This is a genomic window from Niastella sp. sgz303648 (assembly GCF_059587045.1).
This window is the reverse complement of the sequence record NZ_JCAPSW010000001.1, coordinates 502,516-524,582: the sequence shown is the minus strand read 5'-3', so window position 1 is coordinate 524,582 and position 22,067 is coordinate 502,516. Positions and strand designations below refer to the sequence as shown.

Genomic DNA, 22,067 nt, shown 5'->3' with positions numbered 1-22,067 from the left:
TTATAGTTTATTGTTTGAGGTTCTTTGTATTTACACAGTCTGATTGAATGGAAGCAACCAGAAACAAAAAACTATAAACCAGAAACCGGATTTTAACGCTATAAACGAGTTGCAAATTTCATGTTAGATACATCAAACATATTAGAACAGCTTCAACAGCACATTGGTACTGAACGGTTGCAACAGCAGCAGCTGATTGATGGCATACAAACCATAGTGGTGCCAAAGGAAAAAATTGTATCAGCTTTGCAGTTCCTTAAGGCAGAGATTTCGCTATCTTTTGTAATGCTATACGATCTGTTTGGTGTTGATGAAAGAAGCAGAATCCGTAAGAATGGAATGGCGGCTGCTGATTTCTCGGTTGTATATGTGCTCTTCTCTTTTGATAAGAATGAATTTATCAGGTTAAAAGTGCCGCTGCAGGGCGATTATCCTTCCCTGCCTTCTGTTTCAGTTGTTTTTAAAAATGCCAACTGGTACGAACGCGAAGTGTATGATATGTTCGGTATCCGCTTCGACGGACATCCGCATCTGAAACGTATTCTGATGCCACTTACCTGGCATGGGCATCCGCTGCGTAAGGAGCATCCTGCACGGGCAACCGAAATGGGCCCTTTTCAGTTGTGGGATGAAAAACAGGACCGCGAACAGGAAGCCCTGCGTTTTAAACCCGAAGAATGGGGCATGCAGGAGCACAGCGATGATGCCGATTTTATGTTCCTAAACATCGGGCCGCAACACCCCGGCACTCATGGTGTATTACGCATTATTCTGCAATTAGACGGAGAAGATATTGTAGATGCCGTTCCTGAAATAGGGTTTCACCACCGCGGCGCCGAAAAAATGGCCGAACGGCAAAGCTGGCACACATACATACCATATACTGATCGGGTAGATTATCTGGGTGGCGTAATGAATAACCTCGCGTACCTGCTGAGTGTTGAAAAGCTGGCAGGCATTGAATTACCTGACCGTGCCATTGTAATAAGAGTGATGTTGTGCGAATTGTTCCGCATTGCCAGTCACCTCGTTTGGTTTGGCACATTTGCACAGGACCTGGGACAGTTATCGCCCGTGTTTTACATGTTTACCGACCGCGAAAAGATATTCGATATCATTGAAGCCATCTGTGGCGGCCGCATGCATCCCAACTGGTTTCGTATTGGCGGGGTGGCGCAAGACCTGCCAAACGGATGGGAAAAGCTGGTGCGTGACTTTGTTGATTACTTTCCGCCCAAAATTCGTGAGTACGAAAAAATGGTTATACGCAACAGTTTGTTTAAAGCCCGCACAAAAGGGATCGGCATTTATACACTCGAAGAAGCGATGGAGTGGGGCGTAACGGGTCCCGGTTTAAGGGCCTGCGGTTTTGAATGGGACTTTAGAAAGAAACGTCCGTATAGTGGTTACGACCGGTTCGAATTTGATATTCCCGTTGCACAGAACGGCGATTGCTATGATCGTTCTCTGGTTCGGGTAGAAGAAATGCGGCAGAGCCTGCGTATTGTTGAGCAATGCTTACGTCATATGCCCGGCGGTAGCTACAAGGCCGATCACCCGCTCACCACACCTCCCATAAAGAAATATACGATGCAGGATATTGAAACGCTCATCACCCATTTTCTGAATGTAAGCTGGGGGCCTGTTATACCGGCCGGTGAAGCGATGAGCTGTATCGAAGCTACCAAAGGGGCCAACAGTTATTACTGTATAAGCGATGGCAATACGGCCGCTTACCGCGTGCGAATAAGAACGCCGTCGTTCCCGCATATGCAAATGGTACCCTATATCAGTAAGGGGTATACGGTGGCGGACCTGCTGAGCATACTGGGAAGTATTGATTTTGTGCTGGCGGATATTGATCGTTAAGAGGAGTTTTTCTCTTTTTACTCGTTAAAGGGCGCCAGCGCCCCTGAGTGCAGTAGCGCTAAGAGTTTAAAAGAGAAAAAGGAGAAAAAGAGATATTCTATTTTAAATTTTCGACTGCTTGCATAAATAATAAAATTTTTAAATAAAACAGAACTCTTTTTTCTCTTTCTACTCTTATACCCTCTTAGCTTAAAAAAATGTCCCGCGAAGCGGGACTAAAAGAGTAAAAAAGAGAATCCAAATTGAAAACGGATATGATAGTACAAAAGATAAATAAAGAGCAAACAGCAACTGAACAAAGTACAGTCAGCTACCGCGAAGGGGAGCGGCTGACGGAGGTTGAGATGCAGGCGATCGATCATGAAATAGCCTTGCTGCCGCATAAAGGTGCTGCGGTGATTGAAGCCTTAAAGATCGTGCAGCATTACCGCGGCTGGATCAGTGATGAAAGCGTTAGCGCCATTGGTGCTTATTTGCAGATAAGCGCCGCCGAAGTAGATAGTGTGGCCACCTTTTACAACCTCATTTTTCGCAAACCGGTTGGCCGTCATATCATATTGCTGTGCGACAGTATTTCGTGCTATGTAATGGACTATGGAAAAATATATACGGCGCTGCAGGAAAAGCTGAAAATAAAATTTGGTGAAACATCGGGCGACAACAACTTTACCCTGTTGCCCAATGCCTGCCTCGGTTGTTGCGATCATGCGCCGGCGCTGATGATAGATGGTGATCTGTACAAAAATGTAACGGTTGAAATGCTCGACCGGATATTAAAGAAATATACTTAACCCGCTATGGAACGCCCGCTCACAAAATACATACATCCCGGCTGTCCGCCATTCGATTTGAGAGAATATGAAATGACGGGCGGTTATTCGGCTGTGCGTAAAGCGTTCACCAGCATGACGCCTTTGGAGGTGCAGCAACTGGTAAAGGATAGCGAGTTGCGGGGCAGGGGCGGAGCGGGTTTTAACACAGGTGCGAAATGGAGCTTTGTTCCCATGGATGCGAATGCGCCTCGTCCGAAATACCTTATTTGCAATGCCGATGAAATGGAGCCCGGCACGTTTAAAGACCGGCTGTTGCTCGAAGGCAATCCACACCAGCTGATAGAAGGTATGATACTTTCGGCATACGCCATTCAGGCCGATATATCGTATATATTTTTACGTTGGGCCTATAAAAAAGCCGCACAACTTATTCATAAAAGTTTACATGAAGCCTACCGTGCCGGATATCTCGGAAAAGATATTTTGGGCAGCGGGTTTAGTCTTGATATGCATTTGCACACCGGCGTTGGCCGCTATATGTGTGGCGAAGAAACCGCGCTGTTAAACGCGCTCGAAGGCAAAAGGGCCACACCCCGTGCCAAACCGCCGTTTCCCCAGGTAAGCGGCTTGTTTGGTAAGCCAACCATCGTTAATAATGTAGAAACACTTTGCTGTATACCGCATATTGTGAACAACGGTGCCGCCTGGTTCAAAAGTTTAAGCAGCAGCAGCGACAGCGGCACCAAGTTGTACGGCGTAAGCGGTAAAGTAAATAATCCCGGTTGCTGGGAGTTACCCATGGGCGTTACCATTCGCGAACTGATCGAAGAGCATGCCGGTGGTATGAAGAACGGATATCAGTTGAAAGGGGTATTGCCCGGAGGCGCGTCTACCGATTTTCTGACAACAGAACACCTTGATGTTAAAATGGATTTTAACTCGGTGGCAGCCGCCGGCAGCCGGTTGGGTACGGGTACCATGGTGGTAATGGATGATGCTACCTGCCCCGTGGGCTTTGTGCACAACCTGCAGCATTTTTTTGCGCAGGAAAGTTGTGGCTGGTGCACGCCCTGCCGTGAAGGTTTGCCCTGGGTTGAAAAAATGTTATTGTCGCTCGAAAAAGGCGAGGGCACAGCGCAGGATATTGAGTTGTTGCAACTGCATACCGGTTTGCTTGGGCCGGGCAATACCTTTTGTGCATTAGCGCCCGGCGCCATGGAGCCTTTGCAAAGCGCGTTAAAATATTTCAGAGAGGATTTTGAGAAGCATATTAAGCTGAAGAAGTGTCCCTATGGGTAATAAGTTGTAAGTAATAAGTAGTAAGTAAGAAGTGGCGACAGTTACTGGTTACCAGTAACCAGTAACCGGAAACTGGTAACCGGGAACGATTCACGATTGACGATTTAAAAACATGACTACTATATACATCGATAACAAGCCATACGACGTAAAAGCCGGTAAAAACCTGCTCGAGGCCTGTTTGTCGCTGGGCATCGACCTACCTTATTTCTGCTGGCATCCGGCGCTGGGCAGTGTAGGCGCCTGCCGGCAATGCGCGGTGAAGGTGTTCAAAGATGAAAAGGATACGCATGGCAAACTGATGATGAGCTGCATGGAACCGGTGAAAGATGGGTTGCATTTGAGTGTAATGGATAAAACGGCCAAAGCTTTTCGCGCGCAGGTGATCGAATGGCTGATGACCAACCATCCGCACGATTGCCCGGTGTGTGATGAAGGCGGCAGTTGCCATTTGCAGGATATGACGGTTATGACCGGGCACGATTACAGGAGGTATCATTATAAAAAACGCACCTACGCCAATCAATACCTTGGCCCGTTTATACATCATGAAATGAACCGTTGCATACAATGTTACCGTTGTGTGCGCTATTATCATGATTATGCAGGAGGAAACGACCTGAACGTATTTGCCGCGCATAATCATGTGTATTTCGGACGAGAAAAAGATGGAATCCTTGAAAGTCCGTTTAGTGGCAATCTCACTGAGGTTTGTCCAACCGGAGTTTTCACCGATAAAACCCTGCGCGAACATTATACCCGTAAATGGGATCTTACCACCGCGCCTTCTGTATGCCACCAGTGCAGTTTGGGTTGCAATACCATTGCCGGCGAGCGCTACGGAAAATTGCGTTGTATCACCAACCGGTTCAATAGCGAAGTAAATGGTTATTTCCTGTGCGATAAAGGCCGTTTTGGGTATGAATATGTAAACAGTGATAACCGTATTACGCAACCGATCATACGAAACAGAACCGTGGAGGCGGTTGATGAAGCTGCCCTGATGACCCATTTGAGAACGCTCGTTACCGATCGAACATTAATTGGTATCGGTTCGCCGCGTGCTTCGGTCGAAAGCAATTTTGAACTGATGCAGCTGGTTGGTAAAGAAAATTTTTACCAGGGAGTAAGCGATAATGAAGCCTATCTCGAAAAAAGAGTAGTGGATATTTTACAATCGGGCCATGTAAAAGCTGCTTCGCTAAAAGATATTGAACAGGCCGATGCGGTTTTGGTATTGGGCGAAGATATCTGGAATACGGCACCGGTAATGGCATTGGCTGTTCGGCAATCGGTAATGAAAACGGCAACCGGTAAGGCATTACAGCAAACGCCATTGCCCGGCTGGCACGATGCGGCTGTGCGGGAGCTGGTTCAGCAGGAAAAAGGATTTCTGGCCAATTGCACCATTGCCGGTTCACCGCTCGATGAAATAAGCGCCTGGAAAATGCATGCGGCGCCCGATGATATGGCAAGACTGGGTTTTGCTATTGCACAACAAATCAATCCATCGTTATTTGTGTTGCGTGGGTACGATGAAGAAATGCTATCGAAGGCTGCTGTGATCGCAGAGGCTTTATTGCAGGCAAAACGTCCGGTTGTTATCAGTGGTGCGGGCTGTGCCAATGAAGCATTGATAAGAGCTGCTTTTGATATTGCGGCATCGCTGAAAACATCTGAAAGGGAAGCTGCCATTGCCTGCGTATTACCCGAATGCAACAGTATGGGCCTGGCTATGATGCAGGCGCCCTGTTTTGAAAATGCCGTGTTGCGCATGACGCGTCAGCAGCATGTTACGGCTATCGTTCTTGAAAATGATCTTTACCGGAATATACCGGCCGGTGTTGCCGATCTTTTCTTTAACAGCTGCGAAAATATAATTGTGCTCGATTCTTTAAACAATCGTACTACCCAAAAAGCCGATGTATTGATACCTGCGGCCACATTTGCCGAAGCAGACGGAACGCTGATAAACAATGAAGGCCGCGCCCAACGGTTTTACCAGGTGTTTATGCCCGATAACGGATATATCAAAGAAAGCTGGAAATGGTTGCTGAAGATAAAAGGATTGCAAACTGAAACGGGCAATGGCTGGCAATACCATCCCGATGAAATATTAACAAAGATAGAAACCGTAATGCCGCAGTTTGCCGGCATAGCTGCTGTGGCGCCGCGACATGATTTCAGGATACACGAACAGGCTTTTCCACGTGCCCCGCACCGTTACAGTGGTCGCACGGCCATGCTGGCCAATATAGCTGTAAGTGAACCGAAGCCTTTGCAGGACAATGATTCACCGTTCACTTTCACCATGGAAGGATATCAGGGCATGCCACCCTCACCGCTGATTCCCTTCTACTGGGCGCCGGGATGGAATTCGGAGCAATCAGTAAATAAATATCAGCAGGATGTGGGCGGTGCATTGCGCGGTGGCGATCCCGATATCAGGTTGTTCCGGTACAAACCACAGGCTACACCGGTTTATTTTAAAGATATACCGGAGGCTTTTATGGTGCGGAACAACAAGTGGTTGTTGTTGCCGCAATATCATGTATTTGGTTCGGGCGAGTTAAGTGTATATACCAGGGGTATCGGTTCGTTGTGTCCTGAACCTTATATCGCACTATCGGTATCGGATGCGGAGCGGTTACGCGTAGGAAACGAATCTTTTGTTACCGTAAAAATATTTGAACATGAATATTCGCTGCCTGTAAAAATTGATAAAGATATAAGTAACGGAATTGCTGTAATGCCGGCGGGGTTGCCCGGAATGTTTGCCCTCAGTTGGGGCGCATATATTGAAGTTGGTAATATGAAGTTAACAAGTTGAAAAGTTGATAAGTTAACAGGTTGACAAAGTGCGGAGTGCCTTGCCGTTTCACGATTCACGATTGCCGATGACAACAGCTCAACACATATTAATCGTATTTGGCGTATTGTTCGTGCTGCTCAATATAGCAGCAGGACTCATATGGGTTGAACGCCGGCTGCTTGCTTTATGGCAAGACAGGCTGGGGCCTAACCGCGCCGGTCCGTTGGGAATTTTTATTGTGGTGGCCGATACGCTGAAGCTGTTTTTTAAAGAAGACTGGACGCCGCCCTTTGCTGATAAATGGGTGTTTGTTTTAGCGCCGGCTATTGTGGTGGCCAGTGTGCTGATGAGTTTTGTGATCATTCCGTTTGCACCCAATATAGTAGTGGCCGATCTGAATATCGGGTTGTTGTTCTTTCTGGCCATGTCGTCGCTGGGTGTATACAGCATCGTGCTGGGTGGCTGGGCCAGCAACAACAAATATTCTTTACTCGGCGCATTGCGCGGCGCCTCGCAAATGATCGCCTATGAAGTTTTTATGGGCTTATCATTAATGGGTGTAGTGATGCTTACCGGCTCATTCAACCTGGGCGATATTGTAGCCGCTCAAAAGCACCTGTGGTTTGTAGTTACGCAGCCTGTTGGCTTTATTATTTTTCTGATCGCCGGCATTGCAGAAACGCATCGTTTGCCGTTTGATATTCCTGAAGCAGAAAGCGAATTGATTGCGGGATATCATGCTGAGTATTCGGGTATGAAGTTCGGATTGTTCTTTATCGGCGAATACCTGGGTATTACATTGATATCGGCCATGACGGTAACCATGTTCTTCGGCGGTTGGCTGGGCCCTTCGTTTCTGCCACCGGTAGCCTGGTTTTTTATAAAGACATTTTTATTTATCGGGTTGTTTATTTTATTACGGGCTTCGCTTCCCCGGCCGCGTTATGATCAGCTGGTTGAGTATGGATGGAAGATATTGCTTCCGCTGGTGCTGGCGAATGTGCTGATTACAGGAGCGATTGCGTTATTATTAAAAGGCGGGTAGGAAGCTGCCTGCATAAAACAAAAAAAATGCTAAGTCATCTTCGAACCATGTGGCTGGTGTTTTTACACCTGTTTCGTAAAAAGGCAACGATTGAATATCCCGAAGAAAAGGTGGAGTTGCATCCCCGGTACCGGGGCCGCATTGTGCTCACCAAAGATCCCGATGGAGGCGAACGATGTGTGGCCTGCTATTTATGTGCGGTGGCTTGCCCCGTTGATTGCATAGCGCTGCAGGCAACTGAAGATGAAAACGGCAGAAGGTACCCCGAATTTTTCCGCATCAATTTCTCACGCTGTATTTTTTGCGGTTATTGCGAAGAGGCTTGTCCAACTTACGCCATACAGTTAACGCCTGATTTTGAAATGGGAGAATACAACCGGCAGAACCTCGTATTTGAAAAAGAAGATTTATTGATCAACAGCGAGGGAAAATACCCCGGATATAATTTTTACCGTGTTGCCGGTCTTGATGCAGGTGTAAAGAAAAAAGGCGAAGGAGAGAATGAGGAAACGCCGGTAGATGTACATAGTTTATTGCCGTGATCGGCAATCAATACTCGCGCAAAGGCGCCAAGCTTTTTCCTGGCGTCCTTACAGATCGGGTAGCGATCTACTTTGTCCCGCTATTGCGGGAGCGCCTTTGCGAGAAATAAATTAACGCTGCAACCTGAACCTTGTAACCTGAAACCTGTAACTTTTTCAACTGATCAACTTGTCAACTTTGTTTTACATATCAAGCGCCGTTGCCGTCATCGCCACCATCATGGCCATTACCCGGTATAACCCCGTGCATGCTCTGTTGTACCTGGTGGTGTCGTTTATGTCGGTAGCCATGATCTTTTTATCGCTGGGCGCTCCTTTTGTGGCAGCGCTGGAGATCATCGTTTATGCAGGGGCCATTATAGTGCTGTTCATTTTTGTGGTAATGATGCTGAACCTTGGCCATGAAACGGCCCTGCAGGAAAAAGAATGGTTGCGGTCGAAGGTTTGGGTAGTGCCTTCGGCGCTGGTGCTGGTATTGCTCGTTGAAATGGTGTTGCTGTTATTGCAGGGAAATAAGGCAGCACTGCCTGTTTCGGTGGTAGATCCCCGTAAAGTAGCCTTGTCGTTGTATGGTGAATATGTAATTGCCGTAGAGCTGGCCGGTTTTCTGCTAATGGCTGGTATAGTAGGCGCAGCGCATATTGGCAAGCATACCCGAAAGGAGCGGCATCGCTTTTTGCAGAATGGCGAAGCGCAGGATAAGCTAAAAGCCCCGCCACCACCACCGGCTGAACAACCTGAACAAACTGTATTGCATGATTGAAAATGCCCATATTGTATTAATTGTTGCCGCTGTACTGTTTGCGCTGGGGCTCATTGGCGTGCTCATCCGCAAGAACGTAATCTTTATGCTGATATCGGTTGAAGTTATGTTGAATGCGGCCGGACTGGCCTTTGTTGCCGCCGGCTCAAAATGGCAACAACCCGATGGACAGGTGATGTTCCTGTTCATTCTTGCCATGGCCGCAGCAGAAGTTTCGGTAGGACTGGCCATGGTGCTTCAGATACATCACCAGCATAAGACGTTGGATGTGGAAGAGCTGAAGGAATTGAGAGATTAGGTTTTTAGATGGTTTGATGGTTTAACCATAAAACAATGAACCATCAAATGAGAAGTAATAATTATGAATCTATTACTCATATACATCCCTTTACTGCCATTAACAGGGTTCATACTGCTTTCCTTGTTCGGCCGGCAAATGCCCAAACCCGTAGTTGCATGGATAGGGGCAGGTACAGTATGTGCAGCGGCTGTTATTACCATTATTCTGGGGATTCATTTTTTACAAACACCGCCGGATGATGGCATTTACAGTCAGGTACTATGGTCGTGGTTTAATACAGGCAATTTATCCGTTGATATCAGTTTGCGTGTAGATGCCTTATCGCTGGTGTTTATTTTCATCATAACATTTGTAGGTGCGCTGATACATATCTATTCTACCGCCTTTATGCATCACGACCGCGACTATGCCCGCTTTTTTGCCTGCATGAATTTATTTGTGTGCTCCATGTTGCTATTGGTGATGGCCGATAACATGGTGCTGTTGTATTTGGGTTGGGAAGGCGTTGGGCTCTGCAGCTTTTTACTCATTGGATTCTGGTACGAAGTTCCTGCCAATGGTCAGGCTGCCAATAAAGCTTTCCTCATAACCCGAATTGGCGATACAGCTATGCTGATCGGATTGTTCCTTTTGTTTAAAGAACTGGGTACTTTTAATATCCCCGACATACTGCAACAGGCTCCGCAGCATTTTGCCAAAGGCGATAGCCGTATAACATTAATTGCATTATTGTTATTGGGTGGTGCTGTGGGCAAATCGGCGCAATTACCATTACAAACCTGGTTGCCCGATGCCATGGCGGGCCCCTCACCGGTAAGCGCCCTGATACATGCCGCAACGATGGTTACAGCCGGTGTTTATCTGATTGCACGCATGCACGTACTGTTTCAGTTGTCGCCGGTTACTATGGCAGTGGTAGCTATTATCGGGGCGGTTACTTTATTTATTGCGGGTTGCAGTGCGCTGGTGCAAACAGATATAAAAAGAATACTGGCTTATTCAACCATCAGCCAGATCGGTTATATGTTTCTTGCGTTAGGAGTAGGCGCGTGGAGCGCTGCCATTTTTCATTTCTTCACCCATGCATTTTTTAAAGCGCTGTTATTCCTTGCAGCAGGTGTAGTTATAGAGGCATTGCATCATGAGCACAACATCTTCATGATGGGCGGTTTAAGAAAACGGATGCCTGTGGTGTTCATGACCTTTCTGGCCGGAGCTGCTTCTTTGAGTGCGCTACCATTGGTTACGGCAGGCTTTTTCAGCAAAGATCCCATACTATGGTTTGCCTGGAGCGCTGCCAATGGTAATGCCTTGTTGTGGACACTGGCCATTGCCGGTGCATTTATTACAGCCTGTTACAGTACCCGCCTGATGCTAATTGTTTTTTGGGGCGAAGCAAAAACACCGGTTACTGCAACACCTTCTCAATGGATGATTGTTCCGTTGGTAGTGCTTGCTTTCTTTTCCATTGTTGCCGGTTATATTGAATGGCCGCATAACCTGTTGCACCTTGATTTGTTTTCACAACACGTACAAAAAATATTACCTGCAACGGTATTAAAGCAACAGATGCCATCTGAGCTAATGTTTCAACTGATTGCTGTATTGGTAACGGCTGCCGGTGTATATACCGGTTATGTATTGTATTATGGCAAACCCGGTGTGCGGTGGCAGCAATCGCCGGGTTTATCGGCCGTACGCAATTTTTTATTCAGCGGATGGAAGTTCGATATGGTGTATGATTTGTTATTTGTAAAACCCTTTGTATTTATTACCCGCATTAATAAAAACGATGTTATCGACCAACTGTATAATGGTATTGCACGGGGAAGCGTTCGGCTGAATAACTGGTTGTCGTTTTCGCAGAACGGTTCTTTGCGTTTATATATCGCAGGTGTATTGGCCGGTATTCTTTTTATCATCACCCTTCAACTATTGTTATGATACTGGTATGGATGTTAGGTGTTTTACTGGCAGGCGGCGTGTTGTGCTGGCTGGTGGCGCAACGCGATCAGAATATGTGTAAGTGGATTGCCTTTTTATCGGTTATTGTTGCTTTTATTATTCCTGTTGTGTGGTATGTTCGGGGCGGACATGTTGCTGCCACGGGCGATTCGTGGCTAATTCATTACCAGGTTAACTGGATACCTGCATTTGGTATCAGCTTTCACCTGGCCATGGACGGACTGAGCTTTATATTGCTGCTGCTTACATTTTTACTGGGGCTGCTCGCTGTGCTTTGTTCGTGGAATGAGATCAGGGAAAAAACAGGTTTTTATTACTTCAATCTTTTATGGACGCTGGCCGGAATCAGCGGTGTGTTTGTAGCGATGGACCTTTTTCTGTTTTATTTCTTCTGGGAAGTGATGCTGGTACCCATGTATTTTTTGATCGCCATCTGGGGCGACTCTAACAGACGCTATGCAGCCTATAAATTTTTCATTTTTACACAGGCCGGTGGTTTGTTCATGCTGGTGTCGATTCTCGCTTTGTATTTTATTCATGGCCAGCAAAGCGGCGGACAATATACGTTCGATTACTTTAGTTTGTTAAACACATCGCTGGCTCCATCTGCAGCCCGGTGGATCCTGTTCGGTTTTTTAATTGCCTTCATCATTAAATTACCTGTTGTTCCCTTTCACAACTGGTTGCCCGATGCACACAGCGAAGCGCCAACCGCAGGCAGTTTGATACTGGCCGGGTTATTATTGAAAACAGGCGCTTATGGAATACTTCGATTTGCATTGCCGTTATTTCCCCAGGCTTCCATAGAAATTGCCTGGTGGGCCATGTTGTTTGGAGTTGTTGGAATTGTATACGGCGCCTTGCTGGCTTTTGCACAAACAGATATAAAACGACTGATCGCCTATACTTCAGTAAGCCATATGGGATTTGTGCTGCTGGGCATATTTGCATTTAGTGAAATGGCGCTGAAGGGCGTAGTAATACAATTGCTGGCACATGGTATCAGTACAGGCGCGCTGTTCGTACTGGCAGGCATGTTAAAGGAAAGATTGCATACAAGAGATATCAGTCGCATGGGTGGCTTGTTTACGGCCATGCCGGCTATGGGAGGAATAGCGCTGGTATTTGTAATGGCTTCTCTCGGCTTACCGCTGCTGGGAAATTTTGTGGCAGAGTTTTTAATTCTGCTGGGCGCTTTTTCAGAAAATCCTTTATTCTCGATCATTGCCAGTACAGGATTGGTGTTAAGTGCGGTGTATTCATTGCGCATTGTACAAAAAGTTTTCTGGGGGCAACCGGCTACTGTTACGGTAACACCGCGTGACCTGAGTTTCAGAGAATGGAGCATTATGGCGGTATTAACCATAGCCATTATATTTCTTGGCTTGTACCCGCAACCTGTTTTAGATACAGTAAAGGATGTAGTAGGTAAAATGACAAATCTGGCCTACGGCCTGTGATTGTTTGTAGTTTGTGGTTGCTGCCGCGCTTATTTGTGTTTATGGTTTATAGTTTATTGTTTATGGTTGCTGCGATTTGGAAATTCATTAGCAAAACCATACACCTTAAAAATGCAACATAAAAAAATCGCACAATATGTTGCACCTAAAGAACCATAAACCAGAGACTATACCATAGAACCACAAACCACAAACTTCAAACTATAAACTGCTTTTATGACACATCTTCAACTACTCGCAACATTGCCCTTTATGGTGCTGGCTGTTGCCGCCATTGTGGTGATATTGCTGATTGCTTTCAGGCAAAGCCATACTGTTATACAGATAACCGGTTTTTTGATGATGTGTATGGTGGTAGGGTCCATGTGGTATGTGCGCGATACCTTGCCGCAACAGGTAATGCCTTTGTTTGTGGTAGACGGATTTGCAGCCTTGTTCACCGGTCTTATTATATTTTCAGTATTGGTAGTAGGATTGCTTTCCTATATTTATTTTGAAGAACACGAAGAAAATCCCAAAGAGTATTACATCCTGTTGTTTCTGGCCACTTTAGGATCGGCTGTGTTGACCATCAGCCGCCATTTTATTTCACTGTTCATCGGACTTGAATTGCTGAGTGTTAGTTTATATGCTTTGATCGCTTACCTGCGCAACCGTAACAATGCTATCGAAGCAGGGATGAAATACCTGATACTCGCCGCTTTATCATCGGCCTTTTTGTTATTTGGTATGGCATTGATTTATATGGAAACAGGCAGCATGGAGTTTACGGCCATTGCAGGTGCAATTAAATTGGCCGGTTCATCTGTATTGATTGTAATGGGTATTGGGTTGATGGTGGTGGCCATAGGGTTTAAGCTGGCGCTGGTGCCATTTCATTTATGGGCAGCGGATGTGTATCAGGGAGCGCCGGCGCCGGTGACTGCTTTCATTGCCACCGTGTCGAAGATCGGCGTATTTGCCGTGTTGCTGCGTTTTGCACAGGCCATCAACCTGCAGCAATATCCACTGGCTGTTACCATTTTTATTGTTATTGCCGTGGCCTGTATGATCGTTGGCAATTTGCTGGCGCTGCAACAGCAAAATTTAAAACGCCTGCTGGCATATTCATCCATTGCACATTTCGGGTATCTGCTGGTAGCATTTCTGGCAGGTAATACCGGTACAGAAGCTGCAATCTTTTATCTGATCGCGTATTCAATAACTATATTGGCAGCATTTGGCATCATTACTCTGTTATCGACCCGGCGAAGAGATGCCGATGAATTAAACAATTACCGCGGATTGTTCTGGCGAAGTCCGTTAATGGCCGCCATACTCACCATTGCATTGCTGTCGCTGGCAGGCATCCCGTTAACAGCGGGCTTTCCGGCAAAGTTCTTTTTATTAACCACCGGTATACAGCAACATTTGTGGTTCCCGGTTATTATACTGGTCATTACAAGTGTAATAGGTTTGTATTATTATCTGCGTATTCTCAGTGCGCTGTTTGCCGCCCCGCAATTAACATCTGTTAAAGAAAGAACGCTTCATCCGTTTTTCTATTTCGCCACCTATGCATCTCTGGTAGTGCTGATGGTATTATTGCTGTGGCTGGGCGTTTTACCGGGATTTATTGTTGAAAATGTGCGGGAGTTTCTGTTTTTGCATTAATACGAGATTTCACGTTTTAAAAAAGGATGCTTATTACACTATCCTTGTTCAGATGAACCTCAATTGTTTTTGCTTGATCGTCGTGACGTATCTGCAAATCGTAAGTGCCTGGCACTTTTACTTCATGCAAATAAAATACACCCTGTTCATCAGACTGAACCGCTATATCGTCATGTTTATAGCTTCCTCCTGTTATCGTCACCGAAACATCCTTCATAAGCTGCCCGTTTGAAGAATCATGCACAATGCCTTTTATGTTTTTCGTTTCAGACATATGTATTTGTTTTTTAGGTGTAAAATCAAAACTATTTATTATTATAATTTAATCAATTTACCGTAGATATGGTTAGGTTGTTTAATGCCAGGTGCATTATGAGGAATATTTTACTCTTTTTGTTTTTCAATATTATGATTCTGTAAAATGTCGCATTTAGGCACAGATATATTATACTCAGCCTTGTTGTATCCTTACCTTCGCATAAACAATTTTTTCTCTTTCTCCGTAATTCAACAATGTCCTTCTTATAACCTGATTGTAGTAAGGCGTTATTCCTTTTTAAGGTTTTGCGTTTTTTCGGAATGTAAGTTCATACTGATGTTTTAGTGCCTTTACCCTAAAGCGCGACACAGTGTTTCTTCATTTTCCTTAAATGAAGCGTAAACCTCACCTGCGAAGTGGTGTGAAGTTTTATTCATTTTTAACACATTACCTATGAGTTATTTGCAAACCAACGGGCACTCCAACGCTTTGGCAGAGCCCAATTCTCCCACTTTATCATCTGTTGCTGCTGCAATTACTGAAACCATTTCTACACCTGTTACTCCAAAAGCCAGGGCGCCATTAAAAAAAGAAATGGCTGAAAAAAAAGAAAGGCCGTTTTCCCGCGAAGCAGAAGAAGCCATGTTTACAACATTGATTGAAGAAGAAGCAGGGATAGAAGAAGGTATTGAAGCAGAAGAGATGATTGCTGAAAAAAGAGTTCCTTTCCTTATTGAAAAAAACAAGGTGTTTGGCCGCTATACCGGCCAGTTCGGGCCGTTTGAAATGGTATTGAGGATTGATATCGACGGATTCAATCCTTTGCTGAAAGTAAGTGGTGATTATTTTCTGATATCCGGACAAACCAAATCGTTTTTTGGTTCTTTTATGGCCGATGGTATTACTGCCTCACTTGTAAAAGGAATGGTTACTATCAGTGGTATGGCAAAAACCTCGTGGTCTACATCATTCACCCGGCTTAAAATTACCATTAAACAAACTTCTGTTTTTCAGGCTTTATCGCCGGCTATTTTGCAATGGTATCATGTAAGCACCAATACCCCGGGCGCCATGTATGTATGTAACAACACCAGCAGGGCTTTTCGTACGGCTCAGTTAGAACAGGATTGCGTTGAAGGCGTAACACCTTTTGTTTCTTATAACACAGGTTCATTACCTACAGGCGGTCCTGAACGGCAACTTTCAATTAATACAGCATACCAGGAAGCCGGCATAGATATGATTACTTCCGGCGTATCGAATGTTATTCCGCTGGATGTAAAAGGTATTGAAGCCAGATGGTCAAATGCTGAATTGCACAATGCTATGATCAACCACTTTGGCATGTATGCCGAAAAACCTGAGTGGGCAATCTGGTTATTACATGCCTATGAACATAGCTTCGGCCCTTCATTGCATGGAATAATGTTCGACATGCCAGGTGGTTTACAACAATATGCATGTGCCGTGTTTTATAAAGGTTTAACCGGCAGGGGAGCTGAACAATACAGGAAGCAATTGTATAGCTGTGTACATGAATTAGGTCATTGTTTTAATCTGCAACATACATGGCAAAAAAGTTATGCAACACCTCCCAAACCCAATATTACAGATTCGCTTTCATGGATGAATTATCCGCGGGCGTATCCGGGCGGGCCATCTGCATTCTGGAATTCTTTCTCCTTCCAGTTTGATCCTGTTGAAGTAACTCATTTACGTCATGGTTTCAGACCCAATCTTTTCAGGGCAAGGAATCCATTTACGCAGGGCGGTTTACTGGATGTTGGATCATTGTTTGAAGATAATGTAGAAAACTATTCCAGTCTTGTATTGCAACTGCAGGCCAAACAATCTTATCTCCTCGGGGAACCGGTTTTTCTGGAAACCCAGCTTAGAACTACCAGTACGATGAATCAGCAGGTAAACAGTAATCTGCATGCTGATTTTGGTTTTATTACCATTGGTATAAAGAAGCCCGGTGGCGAAGTGCTGCTGTATGAACCTGTAACACATATGGATGTTGAACCAATGTTTGAAGTTTTGAATGCTGATAATCCGGCCATTTACGACAGCTCGTATATTGGCTTTGGCAGAAATGGATTTATTTTTGATCAGCCGGGTATTTACCAGTTACGGGCTGTATATTATCACCGCGATGGTTCACGTATCGTTTCGGATACGTTGCCGATTCGTGTAAAAAATCCTGTAACTGCAGAAGATAACGAAATAGCCGATGTAATGCTGAGTAATGATGTGGGATATCTTTTGGCTTTTATGGGTTCTGATGCACCGTATCTGCAAAAAGCAAATGATTCTTTGGATGTGTTATTGAGCGACAAGTATAAAGATCACCCGCTGGCTGTTTATGCACAGTATGTAAAAGGAGTAAATGCGCAGCGAACTTTCAAAAACATTACTCCCGACAATAAGATACAAATTCGAAGACCCGATTTTGAGTGGGGACAGGCATTGATTAAATCGGTGATTGATAAATCCAAAGCTGGTCGTGGTTTTGATAATATTATGCTCTATCATGCCATGCAAAAACTGGCAAAATCGTACCAGCTTGCGGGGAACAATCAGGCTGCAGAAGCTACAGTAAGGGATATAAACGCACATTTTAATGGTTTGCAGTTAAAGCAACATACGAAGGATTATATTGCCCGTCAATCGGCAACCATTTTGTCATCTGACAGATAAAGACAAGTTGCAAATTGACAAGTTGTAAGTTACAAGGTACAAGCCCGTTGGTCATCCTGATATTTCGGGCTTGTACCCTATTACTGTCTTCAATTTACTTCTTACCTCCTGCGTCCTTCATCGCCACCTCACGTATTACGCCGGTAACCTTTGCATCATTTTTAAAACTCCAGTCGAGCGATTTATAAGTGGTTGTATTATCACTGGCCACATGAAAAAATACCAGTGCTTTTACAGCCGGGTATTTTTGTGGTAAAGCATTAAATGCCTGTTTGAACCACGCCGGCCTGTCGCCCCCAACGGCCAGTGAGCCGAACTCGGTAACAATAATAGGTTTTTTATACAGGGAAATATCTGTATAAAATTTCCCGAATATATCATCAAACGACCACCACTGGCTCCAGGTGGCTACGGTTCCGTAATTGATAACGGTGGTGCCAATCCAGTTCACATAATCATGACCGGGATAAAATTCTGCATACGAATAGGCAGGGTGGGGCGACCATACCCAGACGACGTTTTTGGCGCCTGCTTTATGAAAGCGGTCAACCACATGACGCCAGGCAGCGATAAATGCGCCGGGCTGGTTGTTTTGCGGTCCCCAGGGATAGCGATACGGGTCATTCATTTCATGGGCGAATCGCAAATAAAACGGTGCTCCGAATTTTTTGGCATCCTGCGCCCATTTATCGATGTAAGCATCGAACCGGCCATTGGCAATGGCCTGCAGACCCTCTTTATTTTTGTTGCTGTTTTCCCCGTTCAGGTCAAATTGCGATGGATCAAAATCATCGAGCCAGGGTTCCCAGGTGATCATGGGTATAGAACCCAAATCATAGATAGCCTGTGCTTTCAGCAACGGAAATACTTCATTCTTTTTACTACCCCAGGCTGTATATAGCGAAATGATGGGTAAACGGGTATGCAGCGAATCTTCGAGCGATACAATGCTTTCGAACGATTCAGCCGTATTATCGTCATACGCACCCCAGAAAAAAGTATCCGGTGCGTTCATCACCACCGTACTGTTGCGGTAATGGTCGAACCATTTCAACGAAGCCGACCGGCTTTCGCGGGTGCTCACCATTTTCTTTTCCAAACTGGCTACATTGCTGTTTACTGTTGTGAACAGATCGTCAAGCGGCCCTTTTGATTTGTTGCCGGCATATGCCAGCAGACAAAAAATACCACTGCCAAATGCCAGCGCTATTATAACCAAAGAAAAACGGAAAAGAAATGTTTTCATCTGTTATGTTTATTGGTACATTAGTTTTTTTGTCTATTCAATATCGTTTAGTATGAGTGTTTTTTTAGTGCCGTTAAGGCACCAAAATGTTAATCTTCTACCAACATTATGTCTCCATCGGGACTATAAGATTTTGATCCCCCTTTTACCATTTGTCTATTGTCTATTGTCAATTGCCTGTTGATATTGCTCAGATCAACTTCGGCCCAGGGTTCTTCAGCTTTTATTCGGGTCGATTGCCATGCGGCATACATACCGCCAACCGACATGAAAAAAGCAATGGAGGCAAATGCAACCATGCCCCATATTTCACCGCTTGTTAATGTAAGCGTTGCTTCGGGTGTGAAGAATCCACGTTTGGCAATCACGTATATTATCAATCCGGCAAATAATACCTGGTGTATGATCAGCGGTCGTGCAAAAGGGGAGAACCCTTTTACCGCCTGTTTGGCGGTAGGTATGTACGGGATTTTTCCATTCCATAACGACAGCACAAAGCCCATCAGAAATACCGGCCAGCAGGCAAATTTTAAGAACATGCCGCGCCAATGCAATCCGCGTTCGTGTTCGCGATGACAAAGCCATTGCTGTACATACAGGTAAATGGTTATACCCATAACGGCCACGGGTAGCCAGTGAGCTATGAACTCCATAAAATCCATATTCGCAGGCAGCCATCCGAAAAGCAGGTATAAAAAAGGTATTAACAAAAACAGGAACATGGTTACCCCTGATAAATAATAGGTGCCGATGGTAGTGTATGATATCTTTTGCCAGAATGATAATCTTCGCCACAGGCGGGGCAATTCGGCAAACAATACTTCATGTACGCCCCGGGCCCATTTTAATTGCTGCTTGCAAAATGAACCAAAGTCTTCGGGCACCAGTCCCCGACTTACAATAACAGGCGCATAAATTGATTTCCATCCTTTGGAGTGTATGCGTATGGCCGTTATAAGGTCCTCGGCAAGACCAATGCCATGTCCGCCGATGCTGTTCAGCGCGGTACGTCTGAATGTACAATTGGCGCCAATGGCAACGGCGCAATTGTATCCATGCATACCCATTTGGGTGGGACCATAAAATCCATAGGTTTGCTCGGCCGCTGCTTTTGCAGTAAAGGATCGGTATTGATTATAATAAGCCTGTGATACCTGAACAAACCCTATGTTTTTGTCGTCGAAATAACCCAGCACTTCATCAAGAAAATTGGGGTAGGGGATATGGTCGGGATCGAGCACGAGTATAAAATCTTCTGTTGTTTGTTGCAGGGCTGCATTGATCTTACCGGCTTTGGCGCCGGGCAAGCCTACCAGTTCAAGCCATACAGCGCCATGCCGTTCGGCTACTTCTTTAAAGCGCTTGTCGCACGTGTCGTCGAGTAAATACGTGGTATGCGGATACCGGATGTTGGCGCAGGCTTCGAGTGTTTTTTCAAACATACTTAATGGCTCACCGGGCGAACTGGTAGTAAAGATGGCTACGCTTAATCCCGCCGGGGCGGGATTGCTGTTGGGCATCCTGATGCGCAGATAAGATATCCAGAGCATCATCATACGAATAAGGCCCCACCAGAAAATCAGCGATAGCAGCAGGAACAATGGTAATGATGCAATATGCTCCTCACGAAACCACCAGTTGAACAAATACAACATACTGATGCCGCCTGCGATCACCAGGGCGGCCAGTACCAGCTTTTGGGGGCGGTTAACAGCAGCGGCCCTGCGATAACACCACAGATCGTATTTATTGGTTTGCGCCATTAATGAAATTGTATTTTAATTGAATGCCTCCCTGGTTCCGGGTATAAAACAACAGCTGACTATAGTTGTAAAATGCCTGTATTGAAAAAGCGGGCGATAGTTTTATCTGCAAACTATTTGTCAACTCTACCGGTGTGTATGTAATAGTAGTATAGGTTTTACTGATATAAGCCTGATTGCTGCGGTCTTTTTCGTAAGTAAGCGATGGATTATCGGCTTGTGCATAGACACCTACATTTGCTCTTGTTGAAAATTGAATGGCCTTCGAAAATGAAATGCTTACCGATGCCAGCACGGCATTGATCACCTGATTTTGCTGTGTAAAGTAAGGATCGTATACGCCGGATAATGTGCTGTGTGCAACAGCCGAAGGAGGTATGGCGCTCAGCGGTTTCGTGGATACATAATTGTTTTTATCGGCATTGGCGTAACTGAATGCATAACCGGCTTTCAGGTTAAATGTCTTTGATTTAATTACAGGCAACAACAACCAGGCATATACCGTGTGAATGTTGTTGCCGTCGTTAAAATGTTGTTGCTGATACCCGGCCTTGCCCAGCCAGTTATCGTTCTTATTAAAGTTTAATGCAAGCATTAGATCCTGTTCCAGTACCGGTTTTTTTACACTGGCGATCGAATACTGGTAAGGCTTCTTTTCAAATCCTGCTTCTGCCGAGAATGAAGCGCCCATTTTTTGGATAATACCCAGGCGGCCTGTAAAATAAGAACTGCCTGTATTTAATAAATGCTGAAATACACCTGCACCAAAACTGACCGTAGTTTTAGAGCCAAAGCTTATTTTGTTACCGGCCTGTAACCATAAAGATTTATAGCTGCTATCGGCAATGGTAAACCGGTTGAGTTGTGCCTGTATAACCGGCGCCCAGCACCACGATCTGTACATGCCCGCTTCAAAACCATAGCTGCTGCCGGTGCGCGGCTGGTCGTCTGATTCAAGGTTCATATTCAGCAATACATAAGGGGTTGTATATGCTTTTATCTGGTTTAATATCGTTATCGCATCCTGGTTGCCCGGCTGGTTGTGTAATATCTTTTTTGCACGTTGCCGGGCAGCATCTATGTGGCCCATCCACAGATCAATATACGCTAATAACTTACTGGCCTCGGTTTGGGTGCTGTCGTGTGCTATAACTGCGGATAATAACTTTTTGGCTTCGTTAAATTGTTTTTGATAAGCAAGAGAACGGGCAAATGCAACGGTATCTGACCGGTTTGTTGATTGGGCACAGGTTTGATATATTGTAAATAATACAATAAATGAGGTTACTGCTGCTGCTTTCATAGCGTGTTGCAAGGAATGAATCAGGCCTTTATATTACTAAAGGAGTTGTTTTAAAATGATTGAAATACTACGGAAGGAAAAGGGGCCGGGTCTTCATAAGCCATGGGTAATAAACAGAGACTGGTGAAGTACTCTGAAGTTTAAACAAAGTATAAAAAATATTTATAAATTAAAATAGTAATGGGTGGCCGTTAACGAAATATGCCTCCCGGCTTCGGGAGGCATTGGTTGGCATAGGCGCTGATTATTAGGTGATTACAGCGTGGTTATGTTAACAGGCAGGGGTTGAAATAAATAATATGTATGGCATAAAA

At 45.1% G+C, this 22,067-nt stretch carries 16 protein-coding genes; 12 read left to right on the top strand and 4 right to left on the bottom strand.

Annotated features, from left to right (window positions below):
* The first annotated feature begins 120 nt into the window (after positions 1 to 120).
* The 11 genes from nuoC (at position 121) to AC59IL_RS01785 (ending at position 14,482) form a co-directional block, all read left to right on the top strand.
* A complete protein-coding gene (nuoC, locus tag AC59IL_RS01835) occupies positions 121 to 1,869 on the top strand; it encodes an NADH-quinone oxidoreductase subunit C/D (RefSeq protein WP_496550362.1) in 1,749 nt (582 codons plus the stop codon).
* 254 nt (positions 1,870 to 2,123) lie between these two features.
* On the top strand, positions 2,124 to 2,660 hold the full coding sequence (gene nuoE / locus AC59IL_RS01830; RefSeq protein WP_496550361.1) for an NADH-quinone oxidoreductase subunit NuoE: 537 nt from the start codon (positions 2,124 to 2,126) through the stop codon (positions 2,658 to 2,660).
* Positions 2,661 to 2,666: 6 nt separating this feature from the next.
* On the top strand, positions 2,667 to 3,941 hold the full coding sequence (gene nuoF / locus AC59IL_RS01825) for an NADH-quinone oxidoreductase subunit NuoF (RefSeq protein WP_496550360.1): 1,275 nt from the start codon (positions 2,667 to 2,669) through the stop codon (positions 3,939 to 3,941).
* Positions 3,942 to 4,053: 112 nt separating this feature from the next.
* The gene (gene nuoG / locus AC59IL_RS01820) at positions 4,054 to 6,771 is read left to right on the top strand and encodes an NADH-quinone oxidoreductase subunit NuoG (protein WP_496550359.1); all 2,718 of its coding nucleotides are present in this window, start codon (positions 4,054 to 4,056) and stop codon (positions 6,769 to 6,771) included.
* Between the two features lie 67 nt (positions 6,772 to 6,838).
* Complete coding sequence (nuoH, locus tag AC59IL_RS01815; protein WP_496550358.1) at positions 6,839 to 7,798, top strand: NADH-quinone oxidoreductase subunit NuoH; 960 nt, start codon at positions 6,839 to 6,841, stop codon at positions 7,796 to 7,798.
* Positions 7,799 to 7,824: 26 nt separating this feature from the next.
* Complete coding sequence (nuoI, locus tag AC59IL_RS01810; protein WP_496550357.1) at positions 7,825 to 8,340, top strand: NADH-quinone oxidoreductase subunit NuoI; 516 nt, start codon at positions 7,825 to 7,827, stop codon at positions 8,338 to 8,340.
* A 178-nt stretch (positions 8,341 to 8,518) separates the two neighbouring features.
* The gene (nuoJ, locus tag AC59IL_RS01805) at positions 8,519 to 9,103 is read left to right on the top strand and encodes an NADH-quinone oxidoreductase subunit J (protein ID WP_496550356.1); all 585 of its coding nucleotides are present in this window, start codon (positions 8,519 to 8,521) and stop codon (positions 9,101 to 9,103) included.
* Positions 9,096 to 9,401, top strand: coding sequence for an NADH-quinone oxidoreductase subunit NuoK (gene nuoK, locus AC59IL_RS01800; protein WP_496550355.1), 306 nt, complete (start codon positions 9,096 to 9,098; stop codon positions 9,399 to 9,401). Before nuoJ ends, nuoK begins: the two co-directional genes overlap by 8 nt.
* Before the next feature lie 63 nt (positions 9,402 to 9,464).
* Positions 9,465 to 11,348, top strand: a complete 1,884-nt coding sequence (gene nuoL / locus AC59IL_RS01795; RefSeq protein WP_496550354.1) for an NADH-quinone oxidoreductase subunit L — start codon at positions 9,465 to 9,467, stop codon at positions 11,346 to 11,348.
* Positions 11,345 to 12,829 carry a complex I subunit 4 family protein gene (locus AC59IL_RS01790; RefSeq protein ID WP_496550353.1) on the top strand — a complete coding sequence of 495 codons (1,485 nt, stop codon included), beginning with the start codon at positions 11,345 to 11,347 and terminating at the stop codon, positions 12,827 to 12,829. Before nuoL ends, AC59IL_RS01790 begins: the two co-directional genes overlap by 4 nt.
* Before the next feature lie 216 nt (positions 12,830 to 13,045).
* The gene (locus AC59IL_RS01785; RefSeq protein WP_496550352.1) at positions 13,046 to 14,482 is read left to right on the top strand and encodes an NADH-quinone oxidoreductase subunit N; all 1,437 of its coding nucleotides are present in this window, start codon (positions 13,046 to 13,048) and stop codon (positions 14,480 to 14,482) included.
* A 16-nt stretch (positions 14,483 to 14,498) separates the two neighbouring features.
* On the opposite strand, the gene AC59IL_RS01780 is transcribed toward AC59IL_RS01785, so the two are convergent.
* The gene (locus tag AC59IL_RS01780; RefSeq protein WP_496550351.1) at positions 14,499 to 14,756 is read right to left on the bottom strand and encodes a peptidase associated/transthyretin-like domain-containing protein; all 258 of its coding nucleotides are present in this window, start codon (positions 14,754 to 14,756) and stop codon (positions 14,499 to 14,501) included.
* 438 nt (positions 14,757 to 15,194) lie between these two features.
* Here AC59IL_RS01780 and AC59IL_RS01775 point away from each other — a divergent pair, with 438 nt between their 5' ends.
* On the top strand, positions 15,195 to 17,441 hold the full coding sequence (locus tag AC59IL_RS01775) for a hypothetical protein (protein ID WP_496550350.1): 2,247 nt from the start codon (positions 15,195 to 15,197) through the stop codon (positions 17,439 to 17,441).
* Positions 17,442 to 17,535: 94 nt separating this feature from the next.
* Here the strand turns inward: AC59IL_RS01775 and AC59IL_RS01770 are convergent, their stop codons facing one another.
* The 3 genes from AC59IL_RS01770 to AC59IL_RS01760 form a co-directional block, all read right to left on the bottom strand.
* Complete coding sequence (locus tag AC59IL_RS01770) at positions 17,536 to 18,687, bottom strand: glycoside hydrolase family 26 protein (RefSeq protein WP_496550349.1); 1,152 nt, start codon at positions 18,685 to 18,687, stop codon at positions 17,536 to 17,538.
* Between the two features lie 89 nt (positions 18,688 to 18,776).
* On the bottom strand, positions 18,777 to 20,450 hold the full coding sequence (locus tag AC59IL_RS01765) for a glycosyltransferase family 2 protein (protein ID WP_496550348.1): 1,674 nt from the start codon (positions 20,448 to 20,450) through the stop codon (positions 18,777 to 18,779).
* Positions 20,434 to 21,753 carry a tetratricopeptide repeat protein gene (locus tag AC59IL_RS01760; protein ID WP_496550347.1) on the bottom strand — a complete coding sequence of 440 codons (1,320 nt, stop codon included), beginning with the start codon at positions 21,751 to 21,753 and terminating at the stop codon, positions 20,434 to 20,436. The genes AC59IL_RS01765 and AC59IL_RS01760 overlap by 17 nt, the downstream gene beginning before the upstream one ends.
* Positions 21,754 to 22,067: the final 314 nt, after the last annotated feature.

What these genes read in the sequence shown, in the direction of transcription:
- AC59IL_RS01790 (WP_496550353.1), top strand. Translation starts at nt 11,345, where the DNA reads ATGATACTGGTATGGATGTTAGGTGTTTTACTGGCAGGCGGCGTGTTG.
- nuoF (WP_496550360.1), top strand. Translation starts at nt 2,667, where the DNA reads ATGGAACGCCCGCTCACAAAATACATACATCCCGGCTGTCCGCCATTC.
- nuoH (WP_496550358.1), top strand. Translation starts at nt 6,839, where the DNA reads ATGACAACAGCTCAACACATATTAATCGTATTTGGCGTATTGTTCGTG.
- nuoG (WP_496550359.1), top strand. Translation starts at nt 4,054, where the DNA reads ATGACTACTATATACATCGATAACAAGCCATACGACGTAAAAGCCGGT.
- AC59IL_RS01785 (WP_496550352.1), top strand. Translation starts at nt 13,046, where the DNA reads ATGACACATCTTCAACTACTCGCAACATTGCCCTTTATGGTGCTGGCT.
- AC59IL_RS01770 (WP_496550349.1), bottom strand. Translation starts at nt 18,687, where the DNA reads ATGAAAACATTTCTTTTCCGTTTTTCTTTGGTTATAATAGCGCTGGCA.
- AC59IL_RS01775 (WP_496550350.1), top strand. Translation starts at nt 15,195, where the DNA reads ATGAGTTATTTGCAAACCAACGGGCACTCCAACGCTTTGGCAGAGCCC.
- nuoK (WP_496550355.1), top strand. Translation starts at nt 9,096, where the DNA reads ATGATTGAAAATGCCCATATTGTATTAATTGTTGCCGCTGTACTGTTT.
- AC59IL_RS01765 (WP_496550348.1), bottom strand. Translation starts at nt 20,450, where the DNA reads ATGGCGCAAACCAATAAATACGATCTGTGGTGTTATCGCAGGGCCGCT.
- AC59IL_RS01760 (WP_496550347.1), bottom strand. Translation starts at nt 21,753, where the DNA reads ATGAAAGCAGCAGCAGTAACCTCATTTATTGTATTATTTACAATATAT.
- nuoE (WP_496550361.1), top strand. Translation starts at nt 2,124, where the DNA reads ATGATAGTACAAAAGATAAATAAAGAGCAAACAGCAACTGAACAAAGT.
- nuoC (WP_496550362.1), top strand. Translation starts at nt 121, where the DNA reads ATGTTAGATACATCAAACATATTAGAACAGCTTCAACAGCACATTGGT.
- nuoI (WP_496550357.1), top strand. Translation starts at nt 7,825, where the DNA reads ATGCTAAGTCATCTTCGAACCATGTGGCTGGTGTTTTTACACCTGTTT.
- AC59IL_RS01780 (WP_496550351.1), bottom strand. Translation starts at nt 14,756, where the DNA reads ATGTCTGAAACGAAAAACATAAAAGGCATTGTGCATGATTCTTCAAAC.
- nuoL (WP_496550354.1), top strand. Translation starts at nt 9,465, where the DNA reads ATGAATCTATTACTCATATACATCCCTTTACTGCCATTAACAGGGTTC.